Source organism: Pseudoalteromonas sp. SR43-5 (genome assembly GCF_014163835.1).
Classification (GTDB): Bacteria; Pseudomonadota; Gammaproteobacteria; order Enterobacterales; family Alteromonadaceae; genus Pseudoalteromonas; species Pseudoalteromonas distincta.
Window position 1 is genome coordinate 48,415 of the sequence record NZ_JACJEA010000021.1, and the last position, 14,878, is coordinate 63,292.

Annotated in this window: 12 protein-coding genes; 6 read left to right on the forward strand and 6 right to left on the reverse strand. The window is 35.6% G+C overall.

What is annotated here, in order from left to right:
• Window position 1 precedes the first annotated feature (1 nt).
• The 4 genes from H5090_RS13520 (at window position 2) to H5090_RS13535 (ending at window position 5,751) form a co-directional block, all read left to right on the forward strand.
• A complete protein-coding gene (locus H5090_RS13520) occupies window positions 2-1,168 on the forward strand; it encodes a hypothetical protein (protein WP_182695951.1) in 1,167 nt (388 codons plus the stop codon).
• On the forward strand, window positions 1,165-4,035 hold the full coding sequence (locus tag H5090_RS13525) for a response regulator (RefSeq protein ID WP_182695952.1): 2,871 nt from the start codon (window positions 1,165-1,167) through the stop codon (window positions 4,033-4,035). The genes H5090_RS13520 and H5090_RS13525 overlap by 4 nt, the downstream gene beginning before the upstream one ends.
• A 96-nt stretch (window positions 4,036-4,131) precedes the next feature.
• The gene (locus tag H5090_RS13530; protein ID WP_182695953.1) at window positions 4,132-4,560 is read left to right on the forward strand and encodes a response regulator; all 429 of its coding nucleotides are present in this window, start codon (window positions 4,132-4,134) and stop codon (window positions 4,558-4,560) included.
• 366 nt (window positions 4,561-4,926) lie between these two features.
• The gene (locus tag H5090_RS13535; RefSeq protein WP_182695954.1) at window positions 4,927-5,751 is read left to right on the forward strand and encodes an alpha/beta fold hydrolase; all 825 of its coding nucleotides are present in this window, start codon (window positions 4,927-4,929) and stop codon (window positions 5,749-5,751) included.
• A 433-nt stretch (window positions 5,752-6,184) separates the two neighbouring features.
• Here the strand turns inward: H5090_RS13535 and H5090_RS13540 are convergent, their stop codons facing one another.
• The 6 genes from H5090_RS13540 to H5090_RS13565 all read right to left on the reverse strand — a co-directional run bounded on the left by H5090_RS13540 (window position 6,185) and on the right by H5090_RS13565 (window position 13,042).
• Window positions 6,185-7,144: a sugar-binding transcriptional regulator gene (locus tag H5090_RS13540; protein WP_002960874.1), complete on the reverse strand. Its 960-nt coding sequence runs from the start codon at window positions 7,142-7,144 to the stop codon at window positions 6,185-6,187.
• Between the two features lie 248 nt (window positions 7,145-7,392).
• On the reverse strand, window positions 7,393-8,394 hold the full coding sequence (locus H5090_RS13545) for an ABC transporter ATP-binding protein (RefSeq protein ID WP_182693430.1): 1,002 nt from the start codon (window positions 8,392-8,394) through the stop codon (window positions 7,393-7,395).
• A 10-nt stretch (window positions 8,395-8,404) separates the two neighbouring features.
• Window positions 8,405-9,235, reverse strand: a complete 831-nt coding sequence (locus H5090_RS13550; protein ID WP_182695955.1) for a carbohydrate ABC transporter permease — start codon at window positions 9,233-9,235, stop codon at window positions 8,405-8,407.
• A gap of 2 nt (window positions 9,236-9,237) precedes the next feature.
• Entirely contained in the window at window positions 9,238-10,110 is an 873-nt protein-coding gene (locus tag H5090_RS13555; RefSeq protein WP_002960879.1) for a carbohydrate ABC transporter permease, read from the reverse strand.
• Window positions 10,111-10,256: 146 nt separating this feature from the next.
• Entirely contained in the window at window positions 10,257-11,561 is a 1,305-nt protein-coding gene (locus tag H5090_RS13560; protein WP_182695956.1) for a sugar ABC transporter substrate-binding protein, read from the reverse strand.
• A 152-nt stretch (window positions 11,562-11,713) separates the two neighbouring features.
• Window positions 11,714-13,042 carry a hypothetical protein gene (locus H5090_RS13565; protein WP_182695957.1) on the reverse strand — a complete coding sequence of 443 codons (1,329 nt, stop codon included), beginning with the start codon at window positions 13,040-13,042 and terminating at the stop codon, window positions 11,714-11,716.
• A 528-nt stretch (window positions 13,043-13,570) separates the two neighbouring features.
• Between H5090_RS13565 and H5090_RS13570 the strand changes: the two genes are divergently transcribed.
• Window positions 13,571-13,954, forward strand: a complete 384-nt coding sequence (locus H5090_RS13570; RefSeq protein WP_182695958.1) for a response regulator — start codon at window positions 13,571-13,573, stop codon at window positions 13,952-13,954.
• Between the two features lie 13 nt (window positions 13,955-13,967).
• Window positions 13,968-14,873 (forward strand): MoxR family ATPase, encoded by a 906-nt coding sequence (locus H5090_RS13575; RefSeq protein ID WP_182695959.1) that lies wholly within the window; start codon window positions 13,968-13,970, stop codon window positions 14,871-14,873.
• Window positions 14,874-14,878: the final 5 nt, after the last annotated feature.

The window sequence follows — 14,878 nt, forward strand, 5'->3', positions numbered from 1 at the left end:
TATGAAAAAGCATTATCAACAAGGGTACATACTTACTATTGAGCTTATATTAATTATAACTATTTTAATTATTGGCTCAATTGGTGGGGTGATTTTAGTAAGGGATGCCCTTATTAAGCGCCATCAAACTAAGGTAGATAATCAAATTACTGTAGTTGATGCTAACAATAGACCACTCGGTATTGCAGTAAGTTTTGATGAGCATCAAGCACCACTTATTTTTTATACAGATCGTGGAGCAAACAACACGTACAGGGCATTAATAGGCATAAGAGATGATAGGTTTACCTCGCGAGAAGCTGTTTATTACGATGCTCCAAATTGCCAAGGTAACCCGTGTTTAAAGGGCTTAAGCGACGAAGCAACAGACAGCCAAGGTGTCAGCAAGTTAAATAATACCGGTAATGTAAGTTATATAAATGCGCTGCAGCAAGGTCCAAATTACGCAATAGGGCAGTTAGGTAACAGCGTTATTGGTCAGTTATTAAGAAGTACGCCACAACAATGCCCTGCTAATAGTGAACAAATTCTATCTCGTTATGTATCGCAAAAAGTGGTAACAGGCTCACCTTGTGAAAGCTTTGAAATAGATAAACAACCGGCCGATAGCAGTTGTTTAGTTGGGGTAACAGCTTTAGGAAATCCACTTTTAGGTACAAGTGACCAAGGTTTATCGCAATCGTGTGATACATGCCAAGCAGGGTACGAATCGCAAGGTGACATACTTGATTTATATTTACCCCAGGTAGAACCACTTTTAAATACAGCCCTTAATGCGCTGTCATTAGTTGGTATTGGAACAAGTGTTGATATAGAGCTGGGTACAATATGCTGTCCAGAAGGTACACGCTTAGAAGATGATGAAAACATTGTAGAAACGCTTGTTTTTACTGTTTTAAAAACAACGTTTGAGCTGGTCGGAATCGACTTAGTCAACAACCTGATTATAAGCGAAACACTAAGCTTAATAGGGATTGAGCCAGGCGTTACATACTGTAAAACATCACTGAATTTAGTTAATGCAGAACAAGTAATTAATATCACCACAGGCGAACCTGCTCTTAGTAGCTTAACGCCACCATTTAAAGTTTTACTGCCAGTACATAGCGGCCAAAACAGTACAACGTGGATACATACTCCCCCAAAAGGGGAAGGAGAACGTCAATGAACGCCTCAAATATATTTACCTCACATGCTAATTTAGCAGATACACCAACTGATGAAATATCAACAGAAATTAAAGAAACGCTAACGCTACTAAAACAGTTTTATGATGTTCCAATTGTTAAATTTATCGATTTTAGAGAGGTTTATTCAGAGCAGTTAATAACCTGCAACGATAAAGAAAGTGTCGAAAATGAGTTATTAAGCTATCAACAACGCTGCACACAAGAAAAACTATATTTATTTGAAGATACCTTTTTTGATGATGTATCAAACAACACGCACAAATTAATTCGTTTTTATGCACAATATCCAATTTATAGTGTCACTAATAAATTCATTGGCGTAGTGCTGATGGCTGATTTAGCACCTAAAACATTAATAGGTTCACAAAAAAATCAGTTTATTTCATTTGCTCAATTATTGCAGACACAGTTAAATAAAAATTCAGATTCAGTAAGTAATCAAAGTACTAATCCTGTGAAAAAAAATTATGGGGAAAAGTATATTCATGTATTTAGTTTAGCGCCCGTTGCATTCTTAATTGCATTAGTATTATGCTCATTCACTGTATTACTGCTTTATACTATAGAAAAAAAGGAGCTGCAAAGTAATTACAATGAACAAACTCAGCAATTACGTAAAACGTTATTTAATGCTCTAGAGCGATTTGATAATCAAGGATTATATATATCGCAAAAAGATTTAGTTATCGCAGGCTTTTTACAAAGCCAAAATAGCTATACAAAAGAGCAGCTTAATGATTTAGTACAGAGTCAGGTTTCACAAAGCTTAACTTATAAAGGGTATGTTGTGTTTGATTCTGAGTATAACCAACTTGCACTTTGGTCAAAAAATAATTTTGATTTAGCCGCGTATGGATTTAAAAACTGGTTAGAAAAATTCAATAATAGAGCGAATAAACAAGCAGTAGAGGTATTTACTGTTGCAGATACGGCCTTCTTAATTTCTGAAATAAAAATTAAACAAGGCTCTATTTATACACTTACAGCATTTGATTTAAGTAAGTTTTTAAAAGCCGTTATTGGCAAATTAAACACTGAAAATTATAACGTTTTTATAGCAACACCACAGTTTACTTTAGGAAAACAAGGAGAAGTAAACCCCAGTATAATTAAAAATAGTATTAGCGCTTTGAGCAGTCGTTTTCCACCTACTTGGCGTTTACATGTGCAACCAATGAATAAAATAGTACGTCCACAAATAACTAAATATAGCCTAATTAGATTAGGACTGATCGCCTTTTGTGTATTCGCATTCGTGTACTATTTTTTACGTTTGCCTAGGCGTTTACACAATGAAATAAAACAAAAAAATCAGTTAATACTTAATAGGGAAGAGCTATTTTCAAGTTCTCTTGATGCATTGCCACATGGGTTTGCTATTTTTAATAGCCACGAATTTCCTGTGATTACTAACAATGCATTTAATCTTTTATTTCCACAGGTGAATAAACAAAACAGTCAGCTATCGTATAGCCAGCTGATAAGTATTGCGCAACAGCATAATATTATAAATCATTACCATGAGCATCATAAGCTTGATGATGATCGTAACCAATTAATAGATATAGGTTTTACAGACGGGAAGTGGATAACTGTATTACAAAGACATACAGAATTTAATGGTTTTGTTTGCTACTTTAGAGATGATACAGAGGCACATCAAAAAGAATGTTTACTCGCTGATGTTCTCGAAAAATCTAAACAGACAAATCAATTAAAAGAAAAATTTGTTTCAAGGCTTAGCCGTCAATTAAAAACGCCTTTATCATCTTTAAAGTCATTAATTGAAATATCAAAAGATCCTATAAGCTTTAACGAATTTAAAAACAATGTAGGGAATATTTCTGATGTGTGCGACCAGCTTGAAAGTGTGATTCAACAGCTCGTAAATATAAATAAATCAGAGATAGGTAAGTTAAAGCTTCAAGCCAAAAACGTAAATCTAAAGAAACTGATCAATAATAACATGTCAATTTTAACGAAAGAGGCTGAAAATAATAAAATAGTTTTGAAAAATAATATTACATCAGAGTTAACGGTAGCAAGCGATGAAAAGTTAATTTCTCAACTGGTTATTCAGTTAGTGACTGAGGTTTTGGATTCATCAAATAATACAACGCTTTCAATTGACGCTCAGATTAAAAAAGAAAGTCCTCGTAATTACTTAAACCTCGACTTTTCATTAAGTAATTTAATCAACACTAACCATTTTATAACTGAACTTAAAAGCATTTCGGGTGATAATATAACACGCTTTATAGATGATAAAGACTTATCATTAGAGTTAAAGTTTTTTATCTCGATATTTAAAATGCTTGGTGGGAAAGCGATAATTATTAGCAGTAATGCAAATAAAACGACGATATCACTTTCTATGTTGGTAAACCTAGCGAGTAAACAAAACAAAGATGATGAACAAGAAGTATTAAACAGTCCATTAATAACTACCGATTTAGTAAATATTAATCCATTAACTAATGAAGAACAAAACACGCTATTACTGGTTGATGACGATCCACTGGTTGAAATTGTTATTAGGGCAATGCTAAAAAATGAGAGCATTAAAATAGATTACGCGCGCAGTGCTATAGAAGCAATGTTAATGGTATCTCAAAACAGTTACGACATTATTTTAATGGACATAGTAATGCCAGAATTATCAGGAACTGATGCTATGTTAAAAATTAAAAAACACAGTGATAATTCTAAAACTAAAATAATTGCACATACATCGACACCCGATCCAGAATCTAAATATGTAAACCAGGGCTTTGATGACATGCTATTAAAACCTGTAAAACAAGGCATATTAATAAACCAAATAGCACGTATTTTAAAAAGATAGGCCGCTATACCAACCGCCTTAATGTAGATTTTATGTAACGATAAAATATTAATGCCGGTTGGTGTTACATATAGCGTAATATATTCGAGGTAAAAAATGAAAAAAACGATTGAAGATACGATGGAAGTTATCGGATTTAATACAGTAAAACCTATAAATAAAACTAAACGACTACTTTTAGTAGATGATGACTTACTAATAGAAATTGTAATAAGAAAAATGCTTAAAGAAGAAAACATATTAATAGATTTTGCATCCAGTGCAATAGAGGCGCTATTAATGGTTTCTCAAAATATTTACGATATTATTTTAATGGACATAGTCATGCCACAGTTTACGGGCACAGACGCAATGCTAAAAATAAGAAAGCACGCTGATGCATCAGCAACGAAAATTATTGCGCATACATTTAGTGAAAACGAAAATAGTAATAATAAATATATAAAGCTTGGGTTTAATGGTTTGTTATTAAAGCCTGTTAAGCAAGGTGTATTAATTGAAAATATTAGATCTTTCTTAAAGTGATTAATAGCAATAGTAGGGCGGTTCGCTGTTTATTACTTATTACTTACTAAAAACTATTTAATAAGAATAATTTCTTCAAATTAGTAGCAACTTCGCTTTTGTAATTGTTGCATATTTAAGAGCAAACGCTTCACACTTCATAAGGTTTAACAATCACAATTATCAAACTCTATAATAATAAAAAACAAATAAACTTACTTAGCCTAGAGCCCAAGTATTACAAGGGTTTGGGTTTGACTTTAAATTATTATAATTTTTGAATAACTAAAAAATACTCATCTTGGGATGGAATTTGCTTTATAAGGTTATATTCTAATTTTATAGTTTATTAAACATTATAATTTTTAAAGTTAACGAGGCAAAATTATGAGCAAAACACAGTACGTTACAGTAGAAGGTCATCAAATTGCTTATCAAGAAATGGGACAAGGCACACCTTTATTATTAATACATGGCATACCAACCAACAAATTTCTATGGCGAAATGTGATGCCCAAACTCGCATCAGAACATCGAGTAATAGCGCCTGATTTACTAAACTTTGGTGAATCAGATATGCCAATTAACACCGATGTATCTATAAATGCGCAATGTAGAATAATGTGTAAGTTTATGGAAGAACTCGGTATTTCTAAAGTTAATATTGCTGCACATGATATTGGTGGTGGTGTTGCTCAATTAATGGCGGTAAATCATCCTGATAAAGTAAACGGATTAGTTTTAATAGATAGTGTATGTTTTGATTCTTGGCCAATACCAGAATTTGAACCTTTGCTAGAACCTGGTGTAGAAGAAAAGACAAGTGTAGCTGAATTTGTTGATACATTAAGAGATTTCATGCCTAAAGGTGTACACGATTCTAGCGTAATGACTGAAGAGTTAATGGAAATATACTTGAAACCATGGAGCAATGAGCAAGGAAAAGCCGCTTTATTTAGCAACATGCGCAGACTCAATAAAGAATATACACAAGCTATTGCAGGCGATCTTAAAAGCTTACCTCATGAAACACTTATATTATGGGGTGAAGAAGACAAATTTCAAAAGCCAAAGTATGCACCAATGTTAGAAGAAGCAATTCCAAATTCATCATTGGTTTGGATAGATAAAGCCGCACATTGGGTTGTTGATGAGTATCCAGATAAAGTATCTGAACTTATTAGTGAATTTATGAATGATAAAAAATTCTAAAGTCTCAGCAAGTACATCAGTAGGATAGTTAAAAAGCCATTAAATTCAACATCTTGAATTTTACTGGATGAAATATCTACTAGGAAGTTATTGTTCATACCGCTTGGATATATTAATAACCAAGCGGTATTTTTATATGTTCAAGAAGCTAATAGCGTAAATGGGAAAAACATTAACTTATTAAGATAAGTAGGTTAATGCTTATTAAATAGTCAAAATGTCGCGTTTATACGTTAATTAATGAAGGTGAGTAACTTAGTTATGTATTTATTATGCTATTTAACATAATATAAATTATAGGTAGTTAATGTATATATAGAAAGAGCGCTTAAATGCGCCCTTACTATGTCCAATACTAGACGGTATCGGACATTAAGTGATTTTATTACAATAACAGGTATTACTGAAACAGATACTTTATTTCTCAATTTGTTTAATCAATACTTAATAAACGCTCAGCTGTATATTCGTTAGTGATTAATCCACTGATCATGTTTGACCTTACCGCGCCCAAAATGGCTAACACTTTTTCTTCACCAGCAGCTATCGCATAAATCTGTTTGTTAGCATTTGTTTTTAATGGCGTACTTGCTACACGCTGATTAACTGTGCAATCTAAAAGCTTACCGTTTTTATCAAACACCCAACTAATCATTTCACCAACAGCACCAAGATCTTGTAGCTCTTTAAGTTCTTGCGCATCAATAAAACCATCTATATGTAATGGCGACTTTTCACCTAAGCTACCAATACCCACAAATGTTACATCGGCATCTTTAGCGAGTTTTAAATTACCGGTAATATTTTGTTGTGCGTGTAATTGTTCTTTTTCTTCAATGCTTCTTGGTAAAACTGGCAATGGCATTGGATAATGTTTTGCATTGGTGTGTTCGGCCATTCTTACTACAACATCATAAGGTGAAGCCGATCCATCCAAAGCCATATTGCCTAGCATTGCTACAATTTTATGTTGCGGACAATCAACGGTTCTTAGCTCATCTACACATGAACGTAAAACTCGACCGGTTCCCATAGCAAGTACTTTGGGTTGTTCTGATTTTAAATGACGTTCTATTTCTGCCGCGCCAGCTTGAGCCAAACCTAATGTAGATGAAGGTTCAGATGGATCGCTCGGTACAACTTCACACGAATCTAACCCAAAACGGCTTTTTAATTTTTCGGCCAAATCCATACATTTAGCAATCGGGTGGTCAAGTCTAACTTTAATTAATCCTTGGCTCACAGATAATGCGACCATTCTTTGTGCAGATTGACGAGATATATTTAGCTTTTTGGCAATTTCATCTTGTGTGTTACCGCCAACATAATATAACCACCCTGCTCTGGCTGCATCATCTAGCTTTCTAATTTCTGTATTTGATAGCTTTACCACGTAAACCTCTTAAAATAGAAGGAAAACTAAGTCCTTATTTTCATAACATAATTTTAATTATATGTGCTGCTATATAAATTATTTTATTAATTTTGGATTATCTATTTATCAATAACGTTTTTGTTATTTATAGTTTTAAATATACCATTCCTTAATAAAAAATACCTAGGTTTCATAGGATTATGTAATTAGAATTTAGTTAATAGCACCCTTATAAAGGTGCTATTTAAGGTGATTAAAGATTGGCTTTAGCGAATTGTTAAACCGTTATTATCAAACTTTAATACTTTATCATCCGGTGCGCTTAGGTAAATACTGTCGCCATATTTTAACGGACAATCACCATCTGCTTTTACTGTTACGGTCCCTTTGCCTTCAATATTTATATGTAAAAAGCTCTCCGACCCTAAATGTTCAATTACACCGACAGTACCAGCCCACGTTCCTTGCTCAGTAGAGAGTGTTATATGCTCTGGTCGTATACCAATACAACTAACATTCGCATTTTCATTTTGTGGAGCATCTATAAAATTCATTTTTGGAGAGCCAATAAAACCAGCTACAAATTTGTTTACTGGGTTTTTATAAAGCTCTAAAGGTGTGCCTACCTGTTCAATAATACCGGCATTAAATACCGCGATTCTATCTGCCATTGTCATAGCTTCAACCTGATCGTGCGTAACATAAATCATTGTTGTAGCTAAACTTTTATGTAATTCAGATATTTCTAAACGCATATTTACACGTAGTGACGCATCAAGATTTGAAAGTGGTTCGTCAAATAAAAATGCCGAAGGCTGACGAACAATTGCGCGCCCTATCGCTACACGCTGGCGCTGACCGCCCGATAATTGCCCAGGCTTTCGGTCTAAATAATCGGTCAAATTAAGAATTTTAGCGGCGTTAGCAATTTTACTTTCGATTTCTGTAGGGCTAACTTTGGCTCTTTTTAAAGGAAAAGCAATATTGTTACGCACTGTCATATGCGGATATAACGCATAGGATTGAAACACCATTGCTAAGCCTCTTTTTGCAGGCGGTGTTTTTGTAGCGTCAATGCCGTCAATTTCTATATTACCACTGGTGGTATCTTCAAGACCTGCGATCATACGAAGTAATGTAGATTTACCACAGCCTGATGGCCCAACAAATACGATAAACTCACCGTCTTTAATTTCTAAGTCGAGCGGTTTAATTACGTTAACTTCATCAAAGTTTTTAGTGACTTGTTTTAGTGTGATGCTGCCCATGTGTATTCTCCTATTTTACTGCGCCGAAACTTAATCCACGCACTAATTGTTTTTGACTAAACCAACCAAGTATTAAAATTGGCACAATGGCCATGGCAGATGCTGCCGATAACTTAGCGTAAAATAACCCCTCAGGGCTTGAGTAACTGGCAATAAATGCCGTTAAAGGTGCAGCATTTGCAGCGGTTAAAATAAGTGTCCAAAAAGCTTCGTTCCACGACAAAATTATATTTAACAATAGCGTTGAGGCTATACCCGGTAAGGCTATTGGTAATAAAACATGGAATATTTCTTCACCAATTGTTGCGCCATCCATACGTGAAGCTTCAAGTATTTCGTTTGGTATTTCTCTAAAGTAGGTGTAAAGCATCCATACCATTATTGGTAAGTTAATGAGTGTCATTACAATTACTAAACCTAATTTTGTATCGAGTAGCGCAAAGTCTCGAAACAATAAATAAATCGGAATAAGTACCCCTACTGGCGGTAACATTTTGGTAGAAAGCATCCACATTAATAAATGCTTAGTTTTTTTAGTTTGTACAAAAGCCATAGACCAAGCTGCAGGTACAGCAATTAATAACCCCAGTAAACTTGAACCTAGTGATATAACTACAGAGTTCCAAAAATGGTTAAAGTATGGCGAACGCGACAGTACATCTCGGTAATTTTCTAGCGTCCAATCAAACGCATATAAGCTTGGACTTGCTGAAATTGCTTCAGCTTCCGTTTTAAAGCTGGTGATTAACGTCCATAAAATTGGAAAGAAAATCATGCCGCTTATTGTCCATGCAGCAATGGTATAAATTAGTTTGGAACGATGGCTATCTTTTATAGTCATAATTAACCCTCCAAGTTTTTGCCAATTAAGCGCATTAAAAATATAGCGACAATATTTGCAATAATAACTGCAACTATGCCCCCTGCCGAACCACCGCCTACATCAAATTGAAGTAGTGATTGCGTGTAAATTAAGTACGTTATATTGGTAGACGAATAACCAGGACCACCACTTGTTGTAACTAATATTTCGGCAAAAATTGACAGTAAAAATATAGTTTCGATTAAAATAACAGCGGTTACAGCGCGCGATAAGTGCGGCAAAACGATGTAAAAAAACTTACTAAATGGCCCAGCTCCGTCTAAATCAGCCGCTTCTAATTGTTCACGGTCTAATGATTGTATTGCTGTTAGCAGTATTAATGCTGCAAATGGTAACCACTGCCAAGACACAATTATGATGATTGAAAATAGCGGCATTTGAGCAAAAAAGTCGATAGGTTCAAAGCCAAGCCAAATCGCGAAATGTGCAAATAAGCCATTAACTGGGTTCATTAGCATGTTTTTCCATACTAATGCCGACACAGTTGGCATTACAAAAAATGGGGCTAGTACCATAATGCGAACGTAATTTCGTCCCCATATTGCTTGGTCTAGTAAAATAGCTAAGCCAATACCACCACAAATAGTGATAAGTAAAACCCCAGTTACTAGGTAAAGCGTGTTAAAAAATGATTCAAAAAAAGCCGGATCAGTTAGGAAAAATTCATAGTTTAAAAAGCCTACAAACTCTTTATCCCCTGGAACGAGTAAGTTGTAATCAATAAATGAGAAATACAGTGTCATACACAGCGGAACTATCATCCAAGCAAGTAATAAAATTACACTAGGAAGAAGCATAAACCGAGCAAGCGTGCGCGAGTTAGTTGTTGCCATAAAGGTGACCTTAAAAAAGCCAATTCTATTTACTTGTTAACTATCAAGTGAAAATCAGAAACCCTTGATAGTGTTTATAACTAACAAGTAAATAGAATTGACATAAAATATTGGGTAAGTTTGAGTACTTACCCGCCCATTACATGCTATTTAGGATAGCGAGCTTTACGCATTGTTCGCTCAACGAGGTGCTGAGACGTACTAAGCGCTTGCTTAACGGTCATTTGGCCAGTTAATGCTGCTGAAAATTGTTGCCCAACAGCTGTACCAATTCCTTGAAACTCAGGAATAGCAACAAACTGAATACCTACATAAGGCACTGGTTTAACTGTCGGATTTTTAGGATCTGCAGATTGAATAGAATCTAAAGTAATTTGCGCAAACGGTGCTGCGTCCATGTACTTTTGATTACTGTAAAGTGATTTACGTGTACCTGGCGGTACTTTTGCCCAACCTTTTTTATCGGCTACAAGTTGTGTGTATTCTTTAGATGTTGCCCAGCTAATAAATTTCATTGCGGCATCTGGTTTTTTGCTGCTTGCCGGTACGGCTAAAGTCCAAGACCATAACCAGTTACCGCGTTTACCTAGACCGTTATCTGGCGCAAGTGCAAACCCTACTTTATCGGCAACTTCTGAATCTTTTTTGTTAGTAACAAATGCGCCTGCAACGGTTGCATCAATCCAAATACCACATTTTCCGGTTTGAAAAAGTGCAAGGTTTTCATTAAAACCGTTTGCAGATGAACCAGCAGGACCAGATTCTTTCATCACATCGACATAATACTGAAGGGTATTTTCCCACTCTGGGGTATTAAACTGAGGTTTCCAATTTTCATCAAACCAACGCGCACCAAACGAATTTGCCATGGATGTAATAAGCGCAACGTTTTCGCCCCAACCTGCTTTACCACGTAGACAAAGGCCATAAACACCTTCTTTTTTATCTGTCATCGCTTTAGCAGCTTTGCGTATAAAGTTCCATGTTGGGGCTTTAGGCATTGTCAGCCCTGCTTTTTCCATTAAGTCAGTGCGGTACATAACCATTGAGCTTTCGCCATAAAATGGCGCAGCATAAAGCTTGTCGTTAATCGTTAAACCGCTTCGAATTGCCGGAATTAAATCGTCTAAATCGTAGTTTTCACCTAAATTATCCAGCTCTTTTAGCCAATTTTGCTTGCCCCAAATAGGTACTTCATAAGTACCTATGGTCATAACATCGTATTGGCCGCCCTTTGTTGCAACATCGGTTGTGACACGTTGGCGAAGAATGTTTTCCTCTAGAGTAACCCATTTTAGATCTATATCCGGGTTTTGGCTGGTAAAGTCACTGCTTAATTCTTTCATGGTGATCATGTCACCATTGTTAACAGTCGCTATTGTGATTGTTTCTTTTGCCGCAGCGCCCATGCTTATAAAGCCACACGCGAGCATAATTAATTTATTTTTCATCGGGTATTCCCCATACACGTTATGTTTTAACAAGTGCTATTAAATTTCAATCTATTACCAATTCTATTTATGGCAGTTTTAACGCATAAAACTGCCCGCAAAGTGCCTTTTTAGGTCCTTTGTTTAAATAGTTAGACTAGTTGGATAATGATTTAAAATTTAACAGATATTTCAGAAGTGAAGCCGTCAAATCCTTTACCGATTTGGCCGCCCGAATTAACACCTTCTTCTTGGTTAACATACTCAACTTTTAAAAGCGTTTTATCGTTAAACCAGTAACCTGCGGCTACTTGAATACGCTCTACTGTGTTGTCTGTTTGTTCAATTAAGTCGGAAGTGTTATCGGCTTCTGCATAACGAGCCGCTACATATAGCTTTTTAGGGATTAGATATTGTTGTGCTTCAAACACGAAGTACTCAACCGATGAGTCGCCTTCTATTACACTGTTTGAATCAAAAGTAGTGCCATTTTCATCAGCTATGCCGTTTGTACCAAAGTAGGTAATACCGGCAACTGCATTACCAGCGGCATCTGCAAATGTGTAATCATCAGACGATTTACCAACCATAAAAATTAAGCTAGTTTCGTCAGATGGTTGATAAGCTAAGTTAAGCTGGATGATTGATTGCTCAAGCCCTGGCATTGCGCCAACGTGAGTGTCACGCTCGTTTGAAGGTGACGCTGAGAAATTATAGTTTTCACCATCGCCAAAGCGATAGTTTGTTGTGGTTACACCATCAAGACTTGCTACGCCATTTTCAAAACGTAACTGGTCGCCTTGATTGGCTTTTAATAAGTTTAAACCTGCTTTAAAGCCACCTTCAAATTCTAAAGTACCTTGAAGTCGGTAGTTATAACCTCTGTCTTCTTGAAATGCTTCACCGAAACTTGAAGTCGTAATGTGACCTGTAACATTATACGCACGTACTACACCACTATCGAAAGTTTCGCTGTAACTTAGCTGTGCACCGTTTTCTGCGGTTGCGTAATCGGTAATACCATTACCAATTAATGCATTACCTTGGTTATCTGCGCCGTCTTGAAAGCCTTTAAATTGAAAAGGCGACCCACCAATGTTACCAAAACGTAGTGTTAAATTTGCGTTTTCTTTTGGTGTGCCATAAAGACCTAGTAAGTCAAATTCAACACCTGCAAAATCGTTGTGAAATGAGAAGTCACGATCTTCGCCACCAAAGTCATTAGGCTCTTCTGCAATATCTATATCGGCAGTGATGAACTCGTTAATATGAAATTTAAGCATTAGATTTGCTCTAATACGGCCAAATCCTGATTCTTGTTCTTCATCTTCTGGACGAAATGCACCATCTTTAGCCTGAATTGACTGAAAGTTTTGCATTAGTAAAAAGTCTACGTCAACGCGATCTAAATATTCAGAAATATCAGCCTGTGCTGGAGCCGATGTAGCCATAGCTGCCGCTATGAGAGAAATTGCAAATTTAGTCTTTTTATTATTCAACATAATAAGCTCTTTATTTAGTGTGGTGTGTGATGCCAACTTTATTAAATTGCATTTTCATTTAATGAAATTGGTATTAATTCAGTGTGTATAGATGAGGCTGACTGAGCAAAACATTAAGTGGTTAATGAAACTGCATTTGTGAGCATAAGCCCATCTGCTGAGCATAATCACAGAATGAATTTAGAAGGTCAACGATTTTTTATTACAAAACGTTTACAAAAAATCGAATTCATATGTAAATATTTTTGAATCAATAAGTTAAGTAGCAAATTTGTTACATCAAATTTTGATGGAATGATGTATTGGATTAAGGAATTTCTTATGAATACGTCATTATTGTTCAATACTATTAATAAAAATATAAGTTAGTAGAAGACATAAAAGCAGGTAATCCTTTAAAAATAGGCTGTTGGGCAACCTATAAACAGTTTATTTATTGGTGTTTTTTAAGTAACGTTCTTGAGCTTATGATGGGGTTAGCTTAGTATTAAAGCACTTAGATGTATTCAAAATAGAAGTAACCTACATATGGAATTTGTTCGCCCGCTAGAGCCCATCCTCATTATTGATGACGTTAAGGAAATTCGTGATTATCTAAACCAAATTTTAACTGACTTAGGGTTTGAAGATATATTAGAAAGCGCCGATTTTAGCTCTGCTAAACCTATTATGAACAATAAACCGCCAGGCGTTATATTTGTAGATGTAGATTTACCTGACTCTAACGGTGCAGAGATATTGGAATACATTAATAGTGCTTACCCGCACACTCATGTTGTTATGTGTTCGGGCCACAATAGTCTCGAAAACGTACAAAACACGTGGGAAATGGGCGCTAAAGGTTTTATTGCAAAACCTTTTAATACAAAAAAAGTAGACACTGTAATGAAGCGTCTTGAAATAATAGAATAATAATAAGGTTAGCATGCATAGTACTGTTACTGCGATTATAGAAGATCTTTCGAGTGTTATATTTGGTAAACAACAACAAATAAAACTGGCACTTACATGCTTATTTAGCGAAGGGCATTTACTCATTGAAGATTTGCCTGGCATGGGAAAAACCACTCTTTCTCATGCATTGTCAGCTGTTTTAGGTTTATCGTATCAGCGTATACAATTTACCAGTGATCTTCTGCCTGCTGATATTTTGGGTACTAACGTGTTTAATTCTACTGAGCACAGTTTTACATTTCATAAAGGCCCTATTTTTAGCCAAGTTGTTTTAGCTGATGAAATAAACCGCGCAGGGCCCAAAACACAAAGTGCGTTGCTTGAAGCAATGGAAGAGCAACAAGTGACAGTTGATGGAAAAAAATATACGCTGCCAAATCCATTTTTTGTGATAGCAACACAAAACCCGCTTTATCAATCAGGTACCTACCCGTTACCTGAGTCGCAATTAGACCGATTTTTAATGCGCATTAGCTTAGGTTTTCCTCCTAAAGAAGCCGAAAAACGCTTAATTTTGAATATGCAAAAACGAGATTACAGCCAATTACCTAAGCGTATTAACCAACAAGAGTTAGCGGCAATTCAAACTCAGATAAGCCAAATTTCTTTAAGTAGCCCGGTTATTGACTACATTATAGAGCTTGTTAATTACACACGCACAAGCAACGCTTTTGCATCATCGTTATCACCTCGTGCTAGTATGGCTTTGGCTAAAGCAGCTAGGTCGTGGGCCTTTATTGATGGTCGTGATTTTGTAATGCCAGAAGATGTTCAAGCCGTATTTGTAAGTGTGTGTCAGCATCGATTAGGTTTGCATAATGAGTCAGGTGAAGCACAAGTAAACGATATTTTAAAAAACGTATTAGTTCCGGTATAAACTTT

Coding starts and splice junctions, on each gene's coding strand:
- H5090_RS13550 (WP_182695955.1), bottom strand. CDS start 9,235: ATGACTATAAAAGATAGCCATCGTTCCAAACTAATTTATACCATTGCT.
- H5090_RS13570 (WP_182695958.1), top strand. CDS start 13,571: ATGGAATTTGTTCGCCCGCTAGAGCCCATCCTCATTATTGATGACGTT.
- H5090_RS13560 (WP_182695956.1), bottom strand. CDS start 11,561: ATGAAAAATAAATTAATTATGCTCGCGTGTGGCTTTATAAGCATGGGC.
- H5090_RS13545 (WP_182693430.1), bottom strand. CDS start 8,394: ATGGGCAGCATCACACTAAAACAAGTCACTAAAAACTTTGATGAAGTT.
- H5090_RS13565 (WP_182695957.1), bottom strand. CDS start 13,042: ATGTTGAATAATAAAAAGACTAAATTTGCAATTTCTCTCATAGCGGCA.
- H5090_RS13535 (WP_182695954.1), top strand. CDS start 4,927: ATGAGCAAAACACAGTACGTTACAGTAGAAGGTCATCAAATTGCTTAT.
- H5090_RS13575 (WP_182695959.1), top strand. CDS start 13,968: ATGCATAGTACTGTTACTGCGATTATAGAAGATCTTTCGAGTGTTATA.
- H5090_RS13525 (WP_182695952.1), top strand. CDS start 1,165: ATGAACGCCTCAAATATATTTACCTCACATGCTAATTTAGCAGATACA.
- H5090_RS13555 (WP_002960879.1), bottom strand. CDS start 10,110: ATGGCAACAACTAACTCGCGCACGCTTGCTCGGTTTATGCTTCTTCCT.
- H5090_RS13520 (WP_182695951.1), top strand. CDS start 2: ATGAAAAAGCATTATCAACAAGGGTACATACTTACTATTGAGCTTATA.
- H5090_RS13530 (WP_182695953.1), top strand. CDS start 4,132: ATGAAAAAAACGATTGAAGATACGATGGAAGTTATCGGATTTAATACA.